The 21,377-nt window shown below is 41.4% G+C and carries 16 protein-coding genes, 1 tRNA gene, 2 rRNA genes and 1 pseudogene; all 20 read left to right on the forward strand.

Translation table 11 applies throughout. The features are described from left to right. Window positions 1–252 precede the first annotated feature (252 nt). A 5S ribosomal RNA gene (gene rrf, locus JOD17_RS20545) occupies window positions 253–369 on the forward strand. Window positions 370–557: 188 nt separating this feature from the next. Further along, on the forward strand, window positions 558–2,336 hold the full coding sequence (locus JOD17_RS20550) for a S9 family peptidase (protein ID WP_204699812.1): 1,779 nt from the start codon (window positions 558–560) through the stop codon (window positions 2,334–2,336). 16 nt (window positions 2,337–2,352) lie between these two features. Then, a complete protein-coding gene (locus JOD17_RS20555; protein WP_204699813.1) occupies window positions 2,353–3,951 on the forward strand; it encodes a glutathione ABC transporter substrate-binding protein in 1,599 nt (532 codons plus the stop codon). 187 nt (window positions 3,952–4,138) lie between these two features. Beyond that, window positions 4,139–4,816, forward strand: a complete 678-nt coding sequence (locus tag JOD17_RS20560) for a hypothetical protein (RefSeq protein WP_204699814.1) — start codon at window positions 4,139–4,141, stop codon at window positions 4,814–4,816. 1 nt (window position 4,817) lies between these two features. Further along, window positions 4,818–6,005: an efflux RND transporter periplasmic adaptor subunit gene (locus JOD17_RS20565; RefSeq protein WP_204699815.1), complete on the forward strand. Its 1,188-nt coding sequence runs from the start codon at window positions 4,818–4,820 to the stop codon at window positions 6,003–6,005. Then, the gene (locus JOD17_RS20570; protein WP_204699816.1) at window positions 5,983–6,675 is read left to right on the forward strand and encodes an ABC transporter ATP-binding protein; all 693 of its coding nucleotides are present in this window, start codon (window positions 5,983–5,985) and stop codon (window positions 6,673–6,675) included. The genes JOD17_RS20565 and JOD17_RS20570 overlap by 23 nt, the downstream gene beginning before the upstream one ends. Further along, window positions 6,659–7,858: an ABC transporter permease gene (locus JOD17_RS20575; protein WP_204699817.1), complete on the forward strand. Its 1,200-nt coding sequence runs from the start codon at window positions 6,659–6,661 to the stop codon at window positions 7,856–7,858. The genes JOD17_RS20570 and JOD17_RS20575 overlap by 17 nt, the downstream gene beginning before the upstream one ends. Window positions 7,859–7,922: 64 nt before the next feature. Beyond that, window positions 7,923–8,081: a DUF1540 domain-containing protein gene (locus JOD17_RS20580; RefSeq protein WP_081831900.1), complete on the forward strand. Its 159-nt coding sequence runs from the start codon at window positions 7,923–7,925 to the stop codon at window positions 8,079–8,081. A gap of 249 nt (window positions 8,082–8,330) precedes the next feature. Then, a pseudogene (locus JOD17_RS20585) lies at window positions 8,331–9,599 on the forward strand (MFS transporter); the annotation flags it as partial. A gap of 224 nt (window positions 9,600–9,823) precedes the next feature. After that, window positions 9,824–11,197: an MFS transporter gene (locus JOD17_RS20590; RefSeq protein ID WP_204699818.1), complete on the forward strand. Its 1,374-nt coding sequence runs from the start codon at window positions 9,824–9,826 to the stop codon at window positions 11,195–11,197. Between the two features lie 198 nt (window positions 11,198–11,395). Next, a complete protein-coding gene (locus JOD17_RS20595; protein WP_204699819.1) occupies window positions 11,396–14,149 on the forward strand; it encodes a 5'-nucleotidase C-terminal domain-containing protein in 2,754 nt (917 codons plus the stop codon). Between the two features lie 149 nt (window positions 14,150–14,298). Further along, the gene (locus tag JOD17_RS20600; RefSeq protein WP_204699820.1) at window positions 14,299–15,435 is read left to right on the forward strand and encodes a trans-sulfuration enzyme family protein; all 1,137 of its coding nucleotides are present in this window, start codon (window positions 14,299–14,301) and stop codon (window positions 15,433–15,435) included. Between the two features lie 83 nt (window positions 15,436–15,518). Further along, window positions 15,519–15,635 (forward strand): 5S ribosomal RNA (rrf, locus tag JOD17_RS20605). A 12-nt stretch (window positions 15,636–15,647) separates the two neighbouring features. Then, window positions 15,648–15,724, forward strand: a tRNA-Met gene (locus JOD17_RS20610). 286 nt (window positions 15,725–16,010) lie between these two features. Further along, entirely contained in the window at window positions 16,011–16,976 is a 966-nt protein-coding gene (gene thiL, locus JOD17_RS20615; protein WP_204699821.1) for a thiamine-phosphate kinase, read from the forward strand. Between the two features lie 14 nt (window positions 16,977–16,990). Beyond that, window positions 16,991–17,449, forward strand: coding sequence for a tRNA (adenosine(37)-N6)-threonylcarbamoyltransferase complex ATPase subunit type 1 TsaE (tsaE, locus tag JOD17_RS20620; RefSeq protein WP_204699822.1), 459 nt, complete (start codon window positions 16,991–16,993; stop codon window positions 17,447–17,449). Beyond that, window positions 17,446–18,138, forward strand: a complete 693-nt coding sequence (tsaB, locus tag JOD17_RS20625) for a tRNA (adenosine(37)-N6)-threonylcarbamoyltransferase complex dimerization subunit type 1 TsaB (protein ID WP_204699823.1) — start codon at window positions 17,446–17,448, stop codon at window positions 18,136–18,138. Before tsaE ends, tsaB begins: the two co-directional genes overlap by 4 nt. Continuing rightward, window positions 18,135–18,596: a ribosomal protein S18-alanine N-acetyltransferase gene (gene rimI, locus JOD17_RS20630; protein WP_204699824.1), complete on the forward strand. Its 462-nt coding sequence runs from the start codon at window positions 18,135–18,137 to the stop codon at window positions 18,594–18,596. Before tsaB ends, rimI begins: the two co-directional genes overlap by 4 nt. 15 nt (window positions 18,597–18,611) lie before the next feature. Further along, window positions 18,612–19,628: a tRNA (adenosine(37)-N6)-threonylcarbamoyltransferase complex transferase subunit TsaD gene (gene tsaD / locus JOD17_RS20635; RefSeq protein ID WP_204699825.1), complete on the forward strand. Its 1,017-nt coding sequence runs from the start codon at window positions 18,612–18,614 to the stop codon at window positions 19,626–19,628. A 90-nt stretch (window positions 19,629–19,718) separates the two neighbouring features. After that, the gene (locus JOD17_RS20640; RefSeq protein WP_204699826.1) at window positions 19,719–21,248 is read left to right on the forward strand and encodes a hypothetical protein; all 1,530 of its coding nucleotides are present in this window, start codon (window positions 19,719–19,721) and stop codon (window positions 21,246–21,248) included. The last annotated feature ends 129 nt before the right edge of the window (window positions 21,249–21,377 follow it).

A 21,377-nucleotide genomic window follows, 5' to 3' on the forward strand; every position in this document is an offset into this window, starting at 1 on the left:
GAGGATTTATCCACAAACTTTTTAAGGTTGCTGGGTCAAATCCGGTCAAATGTCTTGCGAATCCGTTATTCAGTTTTGAGAGAACGACACTCTCAAAAAAGGTTAAATCTGAGGACGAAAAGGTCCGAGAAGATCGAGGACAGGAAGTTACGAGCATCGGAGCGTATCGTGATACGTGAGAAGCAGAGAAACGACTGGACGAAGAGATTCGACAGAGATTTTCCCCGGAAGATGTAACAATCATTTTCATAGTCAGGTGACGATAGCAAAGAGGTCCCACCCGTTCCCATGCCGAACACGGAAGTTAAGCTCTTTAGCGCCGATGGTAATTGGGGGGCAACCCCCTGTGAGCGTAGGACGTTGCCTGGCAAGCGAACACGAAGTTCAAAAGAACTTCGTGTTTTTTGTTGTAATCGTTACTAATAGTTTTCAAATGTAATAGTTGTTAGAAAATATATGAAAGATTATTTAACAAATGATATTGCTGTTTTTTCTGACATTTGTTATCATGAGGTACCATTTAGATATAGAAAATAGAAGGTAAAGGATGGTGAAGTATGGTTGCTACAGAAAGTATTTTGAATTATTTGCAAGTGTCGAAGGTGCAGAATCCAGTTTATCAAAGCAATCATTTGTTTTATATTAGCGATGAAACAGATCTTCCTCAGATTTGGAAGTATGATGAAGAAGCAAATGATAGCTCGCAGTGGCTTGAGACAAATGACAGAATTCAGTTTTTTAAGAAAGTTTCTCGCAGTGAGTCTTTTATTCTAGGGATGGATGTTGAGGGCAATGAAAGGCAACAGCTGTATTATGTGGATGAAGATAAAAGAATTGAGAGATTAACGAAACAAGATGATGCGTTATATGTATTTGGTGGCAGCTCTCCAGACGGCAAAGCAATTGCTTATGCTAGCAATGAGCGCAATGCCTATTATTATGATTTGTATACGATGGACCTTCAGAGTAAAGTTGCTACGAGAGTTTTTGAAGGGGATGGCACGTATCGTGTACTAGGCTGGCATCCGAGTAATGAGAAACTAGTTGTTCAAGAAGTGTTTACCAACTTGTATAACAACGTCGGCTTGTTGGATTTACATACTGGAGAAGTTGACTGGTGGTTTGAAGACGAAGCAATCAGTTCTTATGACACACCGATCTTTTCACAAACAGGTGAAGATCTTTACTTATTAACAAATCATCAACATGAGTTTATCACTGTAGCGAAGTTCAACCTTCACTCAAAACAATTAACTTTTATGATTGAGGAAGATTGGGACATTGAGAATTTAGTCGTTGATGAGAAGAAAGAATGGTTCGCATATACCGTCAATGAAGGTGGAATTGATCGAGGAAAAGTGTATCACTTAGCTACAGGGGAGACACGTTCCTTTGATTTAGGAATTGGGACAATCTCTGGTATGTCTTGGTCTAGTGATTCAAAGACGATTGCAATTGTTTTTAATGGTCCTACGAGAACATCGGATCTTTATAAATGGTCGATTGAAGACGGTGAGTTAGAGCGTTTGTATTGCACATCAGTTGATCCTAACTTTGAGAAGTCTCTCGTCGAACCAGAGATTTATACGATCGAGTCATTTGATGGGTTACGTGTTCCGTCGTTTTTATACAAGCCTAAAGAGCTTACAGAAGATGCACCACTTGTGTTCTGGGTACACGGTGGTCCAGAAGGGCAGACAAAAGCGGAGTATCATCCGGTTATTCAATCATTAACTGCATTAGGTTACGTCGTATGTGCGCCGAATGTACGTGGTAGTAAGGGATACGGCAAGACGTATATCCATTTAGATGATGTAAGAAAAAGAATGGATTCTGTCCAAGATTTAATTGAGATTGCGAACGCTTTGAAGAAAGAGTCGCTTGTCGATGAATCTAAGGTGGCTGTCATCGGTCGTAGTTATGGTGGGTTTATGGTACTTGCGGCGATTACACATTACCCAGATGTGTTTACCGGCGCGATTGATTTAGTTGGAATCTCGAGTTTTAGAACCTTCTTAGAGAATACAGGACCTTGGCGAAGAAAGCTTCGTGAAAGCGAGTATGGGACGATTGAAGAAGACGGTGTGTTTTTCGATGAAATTGATCCGATTCACCATACAGAGAAGATTACAGCTCCATTACTCGTATCTCACGGTGCAAATGATCCCCGAGTACCAATTGGTGAAACGGAGCAAATGATTACAGAGTTAAGGGCGAGAAATCATCCTGTTGAGTACATCCGGTTTGAAGATGAAGGGCATGGCATCGTAAAAATCCAAAACCAAGTAACCGCATATACAGCAATGGCAGAATTTCTAGAGAAATTATATCGCTAATTGAGGGGGACAGAAGATGAAAAAGCAACTAGGGTTTACAGCAGCGACAACGGCATTTGCCTTCGCATTAGTGGGCTGTTCAGATGATGCAGAACCAGAAGTAACGTCAAGTGCAACTGAAGAGGAAGAAACGGTAGCGGAAAGTGAAGCACCAGAAGGTGGCGACTTTATTCTAGCGGTACCGGCTGATGCTGTAACGGTTGATCCACATATGGCAGGTGACGTTCCGTCGAATGTTGTGAACTGGACGATGTATGAAACATTAGTCGAGCGTGATGAGGATATGGAGCTTGTTCCTGGGCTTGCAAGTGACTATGAACAGCTCGATGAGCTAACGTGGGAATTTACTCTTCGTGAAGATGTTACGTTCCATGACGGCGAGCCTTTTAATGCGGAGGCAGTGAAAGTAAATATTGAACGCGCTCTTAGTCCAGAGACTGCTGCCCCAAGAGCTGATTATTTAACGGATATTGAAGAGGTTGTTGTTGTTGATGATTACACGGTACAGATAATCACAGAGAAACCTTTTGCCCCACTCATAGCACACCTAGCTCACAATATCGGAAGCATGATTAGTCCTGCTGCGATTGAAGGCGATGTGAATTTAGATATTGAAGCTGTTGGTACAGGTCCCTTCAAATTTGAAAACTGGAGCCAAGGGGATGAACTAGTCATTACGAAAAACGAAGACTATTGGGGTGAGCACCCTCATTTGAATTCAGTAACATTTAAGGTCGTACCAGAAGAATCAACACGAATTGCGATGATTGAAAATGGTGAAGCAGATGCGATTGAACGAATCGAACCAGTAAACATATCGCGCGTTGAAGGTCTTGAAAATGCGGAGCCTTTAATTAATGATACATTGTCTATGACCTATTTAGGATTTAATACACAAAAAGAACCTCTTGATGATGTCGCTGTTCGACAAGCAATCTCAAAAGGAATTGATACAGAAGTTATTATTGAAGGAATCTATGAAGGCTATGCAAGCGAAGCAACGGGTCCTATTAACGATCTTGTCTTTGGTAGTAACCCAGACCAAGAACCGATTGATTATGACCCAGAGGGAGCAGAACAACTCCTAGAAGAAGCGGGTTTTTCTGAAGGGGAGTTATCCATTAATTTATGGACAAATGATGCGGATGCAGTACGTGTTCAAATTGCAGAGGTCATTCAAGATCAACTCAGTCTTATTGGTGTAAACGTAACGATTGAGAATATGGAATGGGCAGCTTATCTCGATGCATTGACCAATGGAGAACATGATTTATTCTTGCTCGGTTGGTCTTCTGGAACAGTTGATGCTGATGCTACCATGTTCTCCTTATTCCACTCAGAAAACCAAGGAGCACCAGGAAATCGTAGCTTTTATACGAATGATGAATTTGATTCCCTTATTGAAGAAGCCCGAAATGAAACTGACATCGACGAACGAGAGCAACTCTATCATCAAGCGTTAGCACTACTTGCTGAAGAGGTACCTGTCGATTATATCTCTTTCACACAAAACATTGATGCGGTTGGAGAGCATGTGGACGGCTTTAAACGATATGCAAACTCACGGTTCGTGTTTGATGAAGTCACATTAGAAGATACAGAAAATAGTTATTAACAATCTAAGTCTAATGTTCTATTCGTAGAGCATTAGGCTTTTGCCATTTTTTATATGATTTTCTTATAATAAGATTTTATAAAGGATATTGTACACAATGAGAAATCTGTCATAATAAGAAAGGATTAGTATTTTTTTGATAATAAATCTAACGATTTGATTTTTGTTACATAGGGGGAGTACATAGATGATCCATCACGTTAAGTTTTTGCGTGGGCTTTTTGACACGAAAAGACATTTTTCTACGTTAAAAGAATCTGAAGCAACGAAAGGACTAGCTTGGAGATTAATCGTAAGTGCACTTTTAGTCGGGGTTCTGACGTTCTTAAGTCAGTGGTTTATCCGAGAAGATCTCATTCAGACCTTTGTGGCTGAAGGGGCAGGAATGATTGGCTACGATGAAGCATCGATGCTTGTGACGGTTGTAACAGCGTTAAGCGGTGTGTTTGCAATCGGAATGGCTATTCTTGCCGTGTTACTATTAGCTCTTGTATTTTGGATTTTTTATAAAGACGTAGGTTTTAAGAGGCTGTTTATAATATTCAGCTATTTCTTGCCGATTTATATCGTAACATTGCTTCTTGATTTGCCTTATTACATAACTTTTGGCTTGGAGCATCAATATTCTGTAACAAGTTTCGGTTATTTGGCGCATTTGGCTTTTGATGAATCGTTTTTATCGTTTTTCTTTGGCCAGTTTAACCTCCTTATAATCGGGTGTTTTATCGTGCAGATTTTTGCACTTAAGGTGAATACTGCCAAGAGCACACGCTACATAGTACTCACGACAACGCTTATTTATCTCGTTGTTATGACGCTTATTGCTCTTTACACCTATTTCTCAATGATGCAAGGGGTGCAATAACATGAAAAAGAGAATTGGGATTCTCATAGGCTTACTAATGCTTGGTGGGCTTATGGTCGGAAATAGCTATATTTTATCTGAAGGTATGACGACAGATGACCCAGTCGTCGTAACGAACGTACTTACTAGTGAAGAAACATTATACGATACAATTATTGCAAATGGTCGAGTTGAACCAGGAGAAAGTCAGGCGATTTTCGAAGAAGCTCAACATGGTACCGTTTATGATATTCATGTTAATGATGGCGAAGAGGTTTTTGAAGGCGATGTGCTGATCACGTATGAGAATCAAGAAATCACACGACAGCTCGTGTCGCTGCGTAACAACCTTGATCGTTTGATGGTTGAAATGGAGCAACAAAACGATCAAATTTCTACCATTGAGTCACAAATTAGTACAGAGCGAAGTAATCGTGATGATGATGATCCGTTCGATCAAACGGATCAAGTCATTCGTCAACTTGAAAATGAACGTGACGCGATGGAGTATCAACGACGACTTACAAACTTACAGTACAGTGAACAAGAAGAAGAGATCGCATATCTTGAAGATCAAGAACTTCATGAAATATATAGCGATGTAAATGGGATTGTAGAACACGCTAATTATCCGAATGAAGTCGAAGAAGGACAACCGTTAATTCGAATCCAATCCGATGAGTTTTGGAACGTAAACGGAACCGTTACCGAATATGATCTTATCCAGCTCCATGAGGAGATGGAGGTAGAAGTTGAAGCGAATGTATTACCTGATCAGACATTTGAAGGGTTTTTAGCACGGTTAGGCTCGACACCTGCGGATGAAGAACAGTCAATCCAAGCTGAAGGTTCGAATGTAACGTCATACCCGTTTGAAGTGCAATTGCATGATCAGTCTGAAGACTTATTACACGGTTTTCACGTGAATGTTTACTTCGAAGTTGAGGCAGAAGCCGATGCTGTTGTTGTACAAGCTTCAGCGATTGAGACCGTATACAACGAATTTACTGGTGACGAAGAAAATTATGTTTATCAAGTAGAAGAGGGCATTGCTAGAATGCAAGCGGTTGAGACGGGCATTACCAATGAGCAAGGTGTACAGATCTTATCTGGTCTTGAAGCGGGCGAATCCGTGATTGACTTAGAACCATTGGAGACGATTTATGAAGGCATGGAGGTAGTCGTCAATGATCCACCTGAAGAATCTTGACAAGCAGTACAAAAACGGGGATCAAACGCTTCACGTCTTAAATGATATTCATCTTAAAATTGAAGAAAATGAGTTTGTCGCGATTATGGGACCATCAGGATCTGGAAAATCTACGCTCATGAATATGATTGGGTGCCTTGACCAGCCGACTTCAGGTGAATATTTACTACATGGGACAGATGTGGCATCACAACCTGAGAAAGAGTTGGCAAAAGTCCGCAATGCTCAGATCGGTTTCGTTTTTCAACAGTTTCATCTTTTACCGAAGCTCTCGGCGATGATGAATGTAGAATTGCCTCTCATATATGGTGGGATTAAGAAAAAAGAACGCAAAGAGCGGGCACGTCTTGCTTTAGAAAAGGTTGGATTAGAAGATCGAGTCAACCATTTACCGAACCAGTTATCTGGTGGTCAAAAGCAAAGAGTTGCCATCGCACGTGCGTTAATTAATGAACCGAGCCTCATATTAGCAGATGAACCAACAGGTGCTCTAGATTCCAAATCGGGAACTCAAATTATGGAGTTGTTCACACAACTTCATCATGAGGGAGCTACACTGATTATGGTTACACACGAACAAGAAGTCGCAGACTACGCAAGGCGAATTGTAACTGTCCGTGACGGTGAGATTATTAAAGATCGGGGGCATGAGAATGTCGTTCCTCGATAGTGTAAAGATGGCCCTTCGTTCTTTATGGAGTCACCGATTACGTTCCATGCTTACGATGCTCGGAATTATTATCGGGGTAGGCTCTGTCATTACGGTAGTAGCAATTGGTAAGGGCGGGGAGGCGGTACTGACCTCGCAATTTGCTGGTGGTGGGAACAATACGTTTGAAGTGTATTATATGCCTCCAGATGAAGAGTTAATGGACTATGATGCGTATGACGATGTCGCGTATACAACCGAGGATTTACGGGCAATTCAAGAAATGCCGTCTGTTAATCAAGTGATTGCTTATGCATATAATTCAACGAACGTTGTCTATCATCAAGAAGCCGCAGGGGCACAAATCCTCGCCATTAACGAGAATTATTATGACTTAAATGAGTTTACAGCTTCTTCAGGTCGGCTCCTTGATAACCGAGATGTAGATAACGGACGAAGAGTCGTTACATTAAGTACAGGTGTTGTTGAAGAGTTGTTTGCGGCCAATGATGAAGCCGTCGGTCAAATTGTTAACATCGAAGGTGTACCGTTTGAAGTCATTGGCGTACATGAACGTGAGAATCAAAGCTTCTTCGCCTTCCAAGTTGATGAAGTATTGCTTCCTCAGTCTTCATGGCCAATGCTTTATGGCACTGACAACATGGACATGTTAAACGTACAAGCAAACAGCGCTGATGATATAGAGATAGCAAGCCATGCAGTGACCAATTACCTTAACGATCAATCGACTCTTTCTGGTGAATACCAAGTGTTAAACATGGAAGAGATTGAACAAGGAATCTCGCAAGTAACGAATGTTACGACGATGATTATCGGCGGTGTAGCAGGCATTTCACTGCTCGTTGGTGGAATTGGTGTTATGAATATTATGCTCGTATCAGTGACAGAGCGAACGCGTGAAATTGGGTTAAGAAAATCCCTTGGTGCAACGAGGGGAAACATCTTACTTCAATTCCTAATTGAATCTGTGACGCTTACAACAATCGGTGGATTGATCGGAATTATGCTCGGAGCAGGCGTTGCGAATACGGTTTCGCTTATCGCAGGCTGGCCATTCCTCGTTTCCATCCCAGTCGTCTTACTCGGTGTCGGTTTCTCAATGTTTGTTGGGATTGTCTTCGGGTTGTTACCGGCGAATAAAGCAGCGAAACTCGATCCAATCGAGGCGTTACGTCACGAATAAGCTATTGCATTGATGTGTAAAATCTCTTTCACTTGTCTACACTAGCTCGTGAGGAGGAATGACAATGGCTCAAGAAGTATTGTGTGAAGTCGAAAACTGTGTTCACTGGGGCGAAGGTAACCATTGCGAAGCGGATCGAATTTATGTCGTTTCAAACGCAGAAGATCGAACGACAGAGCGAATGGAAACTGATTGCCACACATTTCATCCGAAACACCACTAACAAAGAAAGACCGGTTGCAAATGCGACCGGTCTTTCGTATGTAGAAAAGATTGTCGAAGCTGTTGAATCAATAAAATAAAGATAGGAAAAGCATTATAAATATGCTACTATTCAAAATATTAAGTTATGTAAGCGCTTTGCAAAAAGGAGGGTGCAATGTTAAGTCAAGAAGTGAAACCGATCATTTCGCAAACGATGGACATGCAAGTACCGCCCAAAAAGGAGCTTTGGTATTAAGGATTAGGGGCCTATGCGACATTTTCATTGTCGACATTGGTCTCAACATTTTTAACGTTTTACTATACAGATGTTGTTGGATTAGCAGCAGGGGTCATCGGTACATTAATGATTGTGAGCCGAATTTTTGATGGGGTAACGGACGTTTTAATGGGTGTTGCTGTTGACAAAACAACGTCCAGACACGGCAAGGCGAGGCCTTGGTTGATTTGGGGTTCGTTACCGCTAGGAATAGCCATCGTGTGCTTGTTTTCTGTGCCTAACCTATCTGTTTCACATCAGATTAGCTATGCGTATATTACTTTTTTCGTGTTTCTTGCTGTGTATACGTTAATTGCGATTCCGTATAAATCGTTAATGGGGATGCTTACACTTGATCAGAAAAGTCGTTCGATGGCGAATATCTATTCCACGATATTAAATCTCTCAGGTGCGTTGCTCGTGATGGTCTTCACTCAACCGTTAGCAAGTGCAATTGGTTGGTCGGCAGTAGCTGTAATTTATGCAGTGATCGCCATAGTCTTGCTCTATATTACCTTTCTAAAAACAAAAGAACGAGTCGTTTCAGTCAGTAGTGAACCTATCAAAATAAAAGAAGGATTAGTGTCTTTATTCCGCAATAAATATTGGGTAGTAATCACAGTATTTTGTGTTTTATTTTATACAGTTGTTGCCGTTGTACAAGGTTCAGGTCTTTATTATGCGACATGGATTTTAAATAATCAACAAGTCTATCCACTCATTGGAATCACTCAAATTTTACCGATGATTATCGCGTTGTTTTTTGTAGGACCACTCATTCATCGTTTTGGTAAACGGAACACGGTTTTAGTCGGTATTGTCATTTGTATGATAGGCAATGTGTTTAAAGTCATTGATCCGTATAGTCTAGCGATTATATTAACAGGAAATGTCATTGTAGCGATTGGCATTATGCCAACGTTTGCTGTTTTGTTTGCGATGATTAATGATACAGCGGAATACGGCGAATTTAAAACGGGGAAACGTACTGTTGGATTAATTAATAGTGGAGCTAGTTTTGGTATAAAGGTGGGGACAGGCCTTGGGCTAGCATCGATTGGCTGGTTGCTGAGTATCGGAGGATACGTTGGTACAGCAGAAGAGCAAGTGCCATCAGCTTTAGAATCCATTAAATTTATTTTTATCTTTTTACCGGTTGTCCTTTCAGTAATGATGTTTATTTGTTTGCTATTTTTTACACTTGATAAGCACTATGCGACTTATTTAAACGAGATTCAACAGAGGAAAAACGCGACTTGATTGGTATTGTGTAATGAAACATTTCTATGTGTGATGAGGTCCAGACTTTCATTCTAGGTGATGAGTCCCCTACCTTATGTTAATCGTTAAATGGATACGATTTTGAATGAATGCTGTAAAAAGATTCCCTTACAATATGAAATAAGTATAGGAAAAGCGCGACTTATATGATAATATTCATAATAATCAATAATGTAAGCGCTTTAATTTAAAAGGGGGATCATATGTTAAGCAGAGAGATCACTTCACGGGCCCAACCGAATTTGGACATGCAAGTACCTCCAAAAAAAGAATTATGGTTTTATGGCTTTGGGGCGTATGCAACGTTTTCTCTATGGACGATGGTCGGGACATTTTTAACGTTTTATTATACAGATGTTGTTGGTTTAGCTGCGGGAGTGGTAGGGACCTTAATGCTCGTAAGTCGCGTGTTTGACGGGGTTACGGATATTTTAATGGGCGTTGCCGTCGATAAAACAAAATCAAAGCACGGCAAAGCGAGACCGTGGTTAATTTGGGGATCGGTGCCATTAGGAATCGCGATTGTGGCTGTGTTCTCAGTACCGGAGATGACGCTTTCCAATCAAGTGATTTATGCTTACGTCACCTTTTTCTTATTTATTATTATGTACACGTTTATTTCAATTCCGTACAAGTCTCTCATGGGAATGTTAACACTCGATCCTAAAAGTCGTTCGATGGCAAACATTTATTCAACCATTTTGAACTTATCAGGAGCTTTAATCGTTACAGTCATCACGCAACCTCTTGCATTAGCAATTGGTTGGACAACAGTCGCTATCATTTATGCAACCATTGCGGTCGTTTTACTTTATATCACCTTTCTAAAAACGAAAGAGCGAGTGATCCCTGTTAACCTAGAGACGGTTGGTGTAAAAGAGGGGGTTTCTGCATTATTCAGAAACAAATATTGGATTGTTATTACAGTGTATTGCATATTGTTTTATACATTAATCGCTGTTAACCAAGGATCTGGTCTTTACTATGCAACGTGGGTATTAGAAAACCAAAGCATTTATCCGTTGCTCGGAATCTCATCTATATTGCCAATGGTCATTACGTTGTTCTTTGTTGGTCCGTTTGTTCTGAGGTTCGGGAAGAGAAACACTGTGTTAATCGGAATTGTTATTTGTATTATTGGTAATGCATTTAAGATTATCAACCCGTTTGATGTATCCATTATTGTTATAGGGAATGTGATCGCAGCGGTTGGTGTTATGCCGACGTTTGCTGTGTTATTTGCAATGATTAATGATACGGCAGAATACGGCGAATACAAAACAGGAAAACGAACGGTTGGCCTTGTGAATAGTGGGGCTAGTTTTGGGATTAAAGTAGGTACCGGAGTAGGGTTAGCATCCATTGGATGGCTGTTAAGCTTTGGAGGTTACCTAGGTACCGCAGCAGAACAGACGCCATTGGCTTTGCAGACGATTATCTTCATCGGAATCTTCTTGCCGATTATCATTTCCATTTTAATGTTCATTTGCCTGTCGTTTTTTACAATCGATAAACATTACAAAGGGTATGTGGATGAAATTCAACGAAGAAAAGAAGACGCAATGAAACGAACCTAAGTTATGACATGCGAAGACCTTAAAGGTATTCGCATTTATTTTTGGAAGTGAGATAAAAGTAATGCAAGCACTCAAGGTATAGGTCTATAAAACCGGGTATTAGTAACTTAATTTTATCAATTATTCTTCTATTCACGAATGGAACCACTCATTTGCTATTCTTAACTTGTAAACGACTATACGGAGAGGAGCAAGTTTATGAGAGGGAGAATCGTTCGTTATTCAAAAGTAACAGCACTAGCTGGTCTAGCTTTAACCGCCACACTAGCTTTATCAAGTGAGGTAGATGCAGAGCAAAGTGAAGTTTTAAAGATTCTACATACGAATGACATTCACGCAACGTTTGATAACTTTGGTAAAGCTGCAGGTTACATTGACCAAGTTCGTGAAGAGCACGACAATGTTTTGTACTTAGATGCAGGAGATTATGCAAGTGGAAACCCAGTGGTTGATTTGAACTATGGCATTCCAATGATCGAAGCATTTAATGAGGCGAATCTTGATGTACTAACGATAGGAAACCATGAATTCGATTACGGGCAAGACCATCTGATAAACAACATGGATACGTCTACTGCTACATGGCTTGGAGCAAATGTAGATACAGGGGAGACAGGCGTAGACAATCCAGAACCGTATACAATGATTGATCTTGACGGAGTATCTGTAGCCGTACTCGGCATTACACAAGCACCACCAGCAACGGCACCTGCGAACGTTGAAGGTATGTCCTTTGATAGTGATTATGCGGCGGTTGCAGCAGCTTATGAAGAAGAGTTGACGAGTGAAGCGGATGTCATTATTGCACTCACACATATCGGATATAACGAAGATCGACAATTGGCTGAAGATGTTGATTATTTCGATGTTATTATTGGTGGACACTCTCACACAACATTGAACTCTCCTCAAATCGTAAACGGGACGCCCATTGTTCAAACTGGTTCGAATTTAAACAACCTTGGCGAACTTACGCTTGCAATTGAGAACAATGAAGTGACTGAAGTGGATGGTACACTCATTCCTGTCGCAGATCTTGATACGATGAATGAAGATGTACAAGCCGTTATTGATCATTACAACTCAGAGATGGACGAAGTGTTAGGTGAAGTTATTGGGTACTCTGAGAATGGATTAAGTCGTGATGGACGGTTCCAACAAGACGCTCCACTCGGAAACTTCTGGACCGATGCAATGAGAGAGTGGGCAGAAGCAGACGTGGCATTTACAAACAACGGGGGAATTCGTGATAGCATACCGAGCGGTGACGTCACATTAAATGAAATTTATACGATTGAGCCGTTTGCAAATGAAATTATGACGATTGAAATGACAGGTGAAGCGATTAGGAATGTACTGGAGTATTCGTATAGCCGTGATGGACGTAACCAAATCGATTTGCAAGTCTCAGGCATGGAATATGAAATTCTTACAGGGATGACTGGACAATTATCAGATGTGAACATGACAATTAATGGTTCTCCTTTAGAAGATGAAGAAACCTATACAGTGGCTGTTGCTGATTACATCGGTACAGGTGGCTCAGGTTATGAGTTCGAAGGAGAGGTTTTACAAGAGACGGTAGGCTTCATGACGGATGCCATGACTGATTGGGCAAGAATGATGACCGATCAAGGTGAAACGTTGGATTATGCGAGTGGGGAACGTATATCAATTACCATTGATCCATCGGGACCAATTCCAGGTACGATCATTGGTTCAACAGAAACGGGACTCTATTCACAGAACAAGTCTTTCCAAGATGTTGGTTTAGGTAATTTGTATACCGACAGTATCCTCGACGATACAGATGCTGATTTTGCATTTTTGAATGCTTCATCGGTCACGGGTCAAATCCCTCCTGGTGAAATTACAGATGAACAAATCGAAGCTCTTGACGGGTTTGGGAATGAAGTTGTCGTTGTTGAGACAACGGGTGAACGCATTGAGGAAGTGATTTTAGAGCAGTCGAATTATCATCAAGGCGTGGACCTGCAAGTATCTGGGTTATCTTATACGCTTATACCAGAAGAATCTGGTAGTGGATTTGAGAGTGTAGACATTGTTCTTCCTGATGGTTCAGAATTAGAAGATGATGAAGCTTATGTGGTTGCTTACAATGATTTTATGCATAGCAATTCCTTCTATAATCTCGGTGAGCTCATTGAAGAAAAAGGACCGGTATGGCAAAAAGTCGTTGATTATGTGACAGAACAAAGCGGTCCAATCAATTATGAAGAAGGTTCAAGAATTACAATTGAAGGTCAAGACGTTGAACCAGACCCAACAGGAACATGGACGGTTGCAGAAGCTCTTCAGAACAATCAAGGTGAGCGAGCAGTACGTGGATATATCATAGGGAGTATTCAGAACAACGAAGTCGTATTAGGTGAAGGCGAGCATGCACCGTCTAATCTGTTACTAGCTGATGATCCGAATGAAACAGACAGAAGCAACATGCTACCAGTACAATTGGTTAATCAGACGCCAGTACGCAATGGATTGAACCTCGTTGATCATCCAGATCACCTGCAAAAAGAAGTTGTCATCACAGGTTCGCTTGAACGTTACTTCGGTACGCCTGGTATGCGAGATGCGAATCACTTTGCCTGGGTTGAGGAAGACGCTGTCAGTTGTCAATACGACACATGGCAACAGTCGGACGTTTATACGAAAGGTGATCGAGTGACACACAACGATGTTGTCTACGAAGCAAAGTGGTGGACAGTAGGCGAGAACCCAGAGAACTCGAGTGAATGGGACGTCTGGCAAGTTGTCGCTGATTGTCAACCAGATGAAGGCGATGGGTACAAAGAATGGTCGCAGACGGTAACGTACACGGCAGGTGACCGCGTATGGTACGAAGGAGAGCTATACGAGGCAAAATGGTGGACACGCGGAGAAAATCCAAGTCATTCTGGTGAGTGGGATGTTTGGAAAAAAGTATCGTAGTGAATAGAGGGGAGGCGCTCTAGTAAAGTGGAGCGCCTTTTCTTATTAGATTTAAGAATCGATTTTTAACTGGATTTATCTAAAAGAAATTGATTCTATATCTATGATGCGTTATTGTGGTAAACTATTCAGAAAAAGGAGTGGGAACGATGAAGTATTTCGAATCCAAAGCAATCCACCAACAAGCAGGGAAGAAAAATGATCTACATAGTAAAACGACTCCAATCTACCAAACATCAGCATTTTCATTTCAAGATTTAGATGACTTGGAAAGTTTCTTTACCGATGAAGAGCGTTATATGTACACGCGGTACGGAAATCCCAATACTGACCAATTAGCGAAAATGGTTGCTAGTTTAGAAGAGGCACCAGAGGGCGTTGCAACATCAAGCGGCATGTCTGCAATTTTAGCGGGAGTGTTGGCGGTCGTAAAGCCTGGTGATCATATGCTTATTCCTGAAGATGTGTATGGTGGGACGTATGATTTGTTTCATCAATTCTTAACGGATTGGAACGTAACGGTTAATACAGCACCATTTAATGAGCGAGGCGCAATTGAAGCCGCCATTACGGACGAAACAACGTTGATTTATACAGAAACGGAAACAAACCCACTTCTACGAGTAGAAGATTTAAAAGAAGTGATTGCAGTTGCAAAGAACCATAACATTGCAGTGATGGTCGATAATACATTTGCGACGCCGTACTTCGTGCAACCGATGACACTGGGTGCAGATTTAGTTGTACATAGTGCTACTAAATATATTGGGGGTCATAGTGATGTGACCGTAGGCGTGCTCGTAGGAACGAGTCTATGGATGGAGAAAGCGAAGAAGCGGGTCATTCAACTTGGGATGAATGTGAGTCCGTTTGAAGCATGGCTGACGGTCCGTGGTTTAAAAACTCTCGCAGTACGAATGAAGCAACAAAGCGACAATGCAGCATCGGTAGCCACGTATCTGCGTGAGCAAGAAGGGGTTAAGGTTTATTATCCTATGAATTTGAGCGACAAAGGAAACGGTGCGATGGTGAGTTTCGATTTGGGAGCAGGCTATGATATTGAAACATTCTTTAAAGAGTTGCAATGGATCAAAATCGTACCAACACTAGCAGGAGTAGAAACAACGGTTTCCTATCCTTTAAAAACATCTCACCGAAGTATTCCAAAACCTTTGCAAGAAAAACTAGGCATTACAGAGGGCTTAGTCCGCATGTCTGTAGGGCTTGAGCATTCAGAAGAGGTTCGCGAAGCATTGCAAATTGCATTATCTATAGCAAAGAAATAAAAAAAGTTTTTAAAAACACTTGCGTTATGTAAAACCCCATGATATATTATTAAACGTGGCGCAGGGCAATACAGTCACACTGATCTGGTAACAATGGCAAAGAGGTCACACCCGTTCCCATGCCGAACACGGAAGTTAAGCTCTTTAGCGCTGATGGTAATTGGGGGGCAACCCCCTGTGAGAGTAGGACGTTGCCAGGTCATTCATAATATCGCGGGATAGAGCAGTCTGGTAGCTCGTCGGGCTCATAACCCGGAGGTCGGAGGTTCAAATCCTCCTCCCGCAACCAATATACCCTCGACACTACGTCGAATACTCTTCGAAGGAAGAGGGGATTGTAGTGCCAATGGTGCAACCAATATACCCTCGACACTACGTCGATTTTTTTTTGCTTCTTAGCGAGAAAGAATTCCGGTATTTAATGGAAATGTCATTCGACATCCAATCTTTAGTAAATTAAATAACCAACGACTCAGACAAACGGCAAATCGTTTGTTTTTTTTATGCCTAAAAATACATCCATCTTCGTATTATGATAAAATAATGTTCGACATTGACAATAAGGAGATGCCCTAATGGACGAATTCGGGCTCATTAACAAAATACAACAATTAGAAAACGTGAACCACTCCTCAACAAAAGTTGGAATTGGTGATGATGCTGCAGTATTCACCCCAACGATTGGTAAAGACATCGTCACTTGTGTAGACACGCTCACAGAAGGTGTCCATTTCACTCGTGAGACGATGAAACCGAGTGATATCGGTTATAAAGCACTTGCGGTTAATATTAGTGATATTGCTGCGATGGGAGCAATCCCTGTCTATTATCTCGTTACAATTGCAGTTCCTAAAGAATGGACCGATGATGAGATTCTAGACATCTATGAAGGAATGCAACAGCTCGCTCGTAATGAAAACGTGCAGTTAATCGGTGGCGACAGTGTCACGTCACAAAAAGGTTTGTACCTTTCTGTGACTGTTATTGGCGAAGTGGACTCAGGAAAAGCACGGTTGCGAAGTCATGCTGAAGTTGGCGATGTTGTCTTTGTTACAGGAGACCTCGGTGGTTCTGCAGCAGGTCTGCATCAGCTACTAGAAGGTGAGAATGTAGAAGAGCATTGGAAAGCCGCGCATCAGAAACCTGCAATGCACACGGCTCTGGCATATGAGATTGCCCGTTTACCGTGGAGAATTGCTCTTAACGATATTAGTGATGGTCTAGCAAGTGAAAGCTGGGAACTTGCAGAGAGTAGTCATGTTCAAATTGAATTGCTTGAAGAGAAGATTCCACTTTCTGCTGGTTTGGTCGAACGTTTTGGTCAACAAAAAGCGATTGAGATGGCTCTTACCGGTGGGGAAGACTTTCAATTGCTAGGCACTGTCGCTCGTGACAATTGGCAGCCGCTTCAAACAATAGCAAAGGAAATAGGAGAGCGAGTAACGAAAATTGGAACGGTCATTCATAAAGGCGAAGGTGTCTTTATGACGTCACAAGACCAGACCACACTTCTTTCTCGTGATGGCTACAAGCATGGATGAAAGTAGGGAGAACCATGGCGGAATACGTAATTCATACAAAACATGTAGAGGAAACGATGTACGTTGGTGAACAACTTGCAAAAGTAGCAATGGCTGGGGATGTATTTGCGTTAGACGGTGATTTAGGAGCGGGCAAAACCCATTTTAGCAAGGGCTTTGCCAAAGGTCTGCACGTTGAAGGAAATGTTAACTCACCAACGTTTACGATCATAAAGCACTATGAAGGACGCCTTCCACTTTATCATATTGATGCATACCGCTTAGATGACGGTGAAGGTGAAGAGATTGGCCTATTTGATGTGATTCAAGGTGAAGGGGTCTCGCTCATCGAGTGGGCATCAATCATTGAAGATGAGCTGCCAGACCATACCATACGTATCTCGTTAACTAGAGTGAGTGATGAAGAGCGACAGCTTCAGTTTAAAGGCGTAGACGAGCGATTTGAACAGGTTCTAAAGGGGTTTGGGCAATGATATTAGCAATGGACACGTCCACATACGTATTAGGGGTGGCAGTTGGAGATGATCAAACGGTTCGTGCGGAGTGGACGACGCATGAAAAGACCAATCATTCACTACGGTTAATGCCTGGCATTGACCTCGTGTTAAAAAGCGTTGGACTTAAGCCAAAGCAACTATCGAAAATTGCAGTAACAACCGGACCGGGATCTTATACAGGAGTTCGAATTGGCGTATCAACAGCGAAAGCAATGGCAAGTTCACTTAACGTACCGCTCGTTGAAGTGTCTACACTTGAAACACTTGCTTCAAATGGCAAGTATCGCGAAGGTCTAGTTTGTTCATTTATTGATGCAAGGCGTGGACAAGTGTATGCAGGGGTGTATGAAGTGAAAGATGAAGCATTGACTGTGTACAAAGAAGAACGTCTACTTCTTTTGGAAGACTTGTTACAAGAACTGAAAAATGAAGAACGCTCGGTGTTGTTTTTGAGTTTGGATGTAGATCTGCACCGCGAAACGCTTACACATGAACTTGGTGAGCATGCCATATTTGGTGCAAACGGTGACAATCGGACAAAGCCAAGTGAAGTGTTAAGGATTGCAAGTCAAAAGGAAGCAGCAACGAACGTAGATGCAGTTGTTCCAAGATATTTGCAATTGGCAGAAGCGGAGAAGAATATAAAGAAAGAGTCATCATCATGACAAATCCACAATCGTTGCCTCGAACTGTTCGTAAGATGCATTTGGATGATATTGCGAAAGTGCTCGTTGTAGAGCGTGATGCTTTTACAATGCCTTGGTCAGAGCAAGCGTTTTTAAATGAACTCGGAAAAAATCCATTTGCAACTTACCAAGTCATCGAGACACACGGACAAATTGTTGGTTACGGTGGTATGTGGATTGTGATGTACGAAGCCCATATTACGAACTTCGCCATTCATTCGTCCTTTCGAGGGCATAGCTTTGGCAAGGAGCTGTTTCAAGCCATGTTAGATGAAGCTGTGAAGTACGGGGTTAAGAAAGTCACGTTAGAAGTACGCGTTAGCAATCACCGTGCTCAAAAACTGTATCAGCATTTTGGATTTGTCAAAACAGGGCTTGAAGTTGGCTATTACACAGATACGAATGAAGATGCATACGTGATGACTTTGGAGATGTAGAAAGGACGATGCGGAGTGGGCAACAATCCGACAATTCTAGCCATTGAAACGAGCTGTGATGAAACGGCAGCTGCTGTTGTACGTGGTGGAAAAGAAATTATAAGTAACCAAGTGGCATCTCAAATTGCCATTCACGAACAATTTGGTGGGGTCGTACCAGAGGTTGCATCAAGGCATCATGTTCAGAACATGACAACGATTGTTAAAAAGACTTTAGAAGAAGCAGAACTCACTTATGCTGATCTCGATGCAATTGCTGTAACGGAAGGACCAGGGCTTGTTGGCGCTTTACTCGTCGGTGTCAATACGGCAAAGGCACTCGCTTATGCCAACGATTTGCCTTTGTTACCTGTTCATCATATTGCAGGGCACATTCATGCGGCAAACCTTGTCCAAACGATTGAGTACCCTGCGATGGCACTCGTCGTTTCAGGAGGTCATACGTCCCTCATTTACATGGAGGACGAAGGTGACTATCAAATTATTGGTGAAACGCGGGATGATGCGGTCGGTGAGGCGTATGACAAAGTCGCTCGTACAATTGGATTGCCATACCCTGGAGGGCCACAAATTGATAAATTGGCGCAAGAGGGTGAAGAAACGATTGAATTTCCACGCTCTTGGCTTGAAGAAGATAGCTATGATTTTAGCTTTAGTGGGCTTAAATCATCGGTATTAAACTACGTTCATAACCGAACGCAACGTGGAGAGGACATTAATAAAGCAGATATAGCCGCGAGCTTTCAACGCAGTGTTGTTGATGTCCTCGTTGAACGTGCAGCTCGAGCGGCAATGTCGTACGATACGAAGCAACTGATTTTGACGGGTGGTGTCGCTGCCAATTCTGCAATTCGTGAAGCGATGGAAGTGAAGATGAAGAAGATTGGCGTACAGTTGATCGTTCCACCACTATCACTTTGTACAGATAACGCAGCCATGATTGGTGCGGCTGCGCACGTAGAATGGAAAAAGAAAAATATCGCGGCACTCACTTTAAATGGTGTGCCGAACTTATCATTGCAAAAGAGGTAAGTCTTAAGACTTACCTCTTTTTACCTTTTGGAAAAGGTTTCTTCTTTTTATAAGATAAAAAAGTATGGCAAAGAAGAAGGGACTATTGTAATGAGGAATTATGCAATAATTTTGTCGATCCTTGTGTTGATGCTTCTGCCTTTTACGGTTTATTCAGATGCACAAGCCGTAGATCTACACGAAGAAGAGTTTGAAAAAGTTGTGCTTACGTTAGAAGTTCAAGAAGATGGGAAAGTCTATATTGAGCATGCATTTAAGTTGCATGGAGATCATGAACAGTTAATCTATAACGTTCATGCACAGGTTCAACCGATTGACGTCCAAGCTTATGTAACTGAGCAGTATGAATCGTTTGCAGATGATGAGGCACCGCGTATTCAAGGTGAAGAAGCGTCAGAAGGTTTTGTATTTGACTTAAGTGATCATCAAGGGACGTTTGTTGTGGAATCAGTATGGGATGATGTTTTGTATTATACAGAAGATGCTCCAGAAGAATCTTTGGCAACAATTCCTATGATGAATCCATCTGTACTCGATATTGTTCACCATCTCACTGAAGATTTTGAGATTATTTTCCAAACAGAAAATGGTAAGCCATTGAACATTTTCGAAGATCATTATTATGAATATTTCGATTTGCTTCGTTTTATTGAACGAGATTCAATTAGGTATACGACCGATTATTACCGATTTTCTTCAATAGGCTATTTACCATTAAAGGTCGGCGTTCCATTTGATGTTGTGCCCGAGGCCGATCAGTTTGTTGATGATTGGATTTATGTTAATGAGGAGTCAGTGGTTCGTGTTCAAAGCGGCATGCTCGAATTTATTCTAACGATTGTTACATATGGTTCAATAGTCGTTTCGTTGTTATTGAGTGTCTATGTTATTGTTGTGAGGATGTGGCGTTACATCGCCAGGGTTGGAAGACGATACAAAAAATTAGATCGTCGCTTTAAAGGTGATGTAGATCCGTTCTTTTATTTGTTTAGATCAATGGGTGCACCGAATCGCAAAGAGTTAATCGAGACTTTTTTAGCGTCATTGGTTTATCAAAACAAAGCGACCTATTATTCGAACGGTGAAGGACAATTTGTCGAAATTAAAGATCTTAATCAAATTGATAAAGAAGAGATGAGAATTGTAAAACGCTTATTCAAGTCTAAAAAGAATGAACACGGTTCTACTACTGAAGTACGTAGTGCCGAACTCAAAGAGGTTCATGACGTTGAGTTACATCAAGAACAACTTGACCAACTTTATCGTTATGGCTGGTCTAAAGTGGAGAACTACGAAAGAGTAAGCTTTTTAATTGCAGGACTTTTATGGTTTTACCCATTTTTTACGCTTGGATTTGCTGTTTTAAGTTATCTAGAAGACCATCAATTTAATTGGACTACCATATTATTATTTGGTTATGCCATTGTGACGACGTGGTACATTTTTAAGTATGGTTCAGATTCCTCGGTGTACATTTCTTATTTTATCTTCACAGTGATTTATATTATGTCTTATGTTGATGCATTGTATTACCCACTATTTGGATTGTTTATTGGTTTTGTATTTTTGTTTTGGCCTTCTTCTATTATTAGAAAGCCAAAGAAATCGAGTAGAACGTAAACGATAAAAAAACACAAACGGGTTTGTACCGTTTGTCAGATTGTCGAGAAAGCCTTGGTTCTGTGAACCAAGGCTTTCTCTTATGGTCTTTGAATTGGTTCCAATGACGATTTTTTTGGTGAAAAGTAT

It is taken from the genome of Geomicrobium sediminis, assembly GCF_016908595.1.
GTDB classification, from domain to species: Bacteria; Bacillota; Bacilli; order Bacillales; family Marinococcaceae; genus Geomicrobium_A; species Geomicrobium_A sediminis.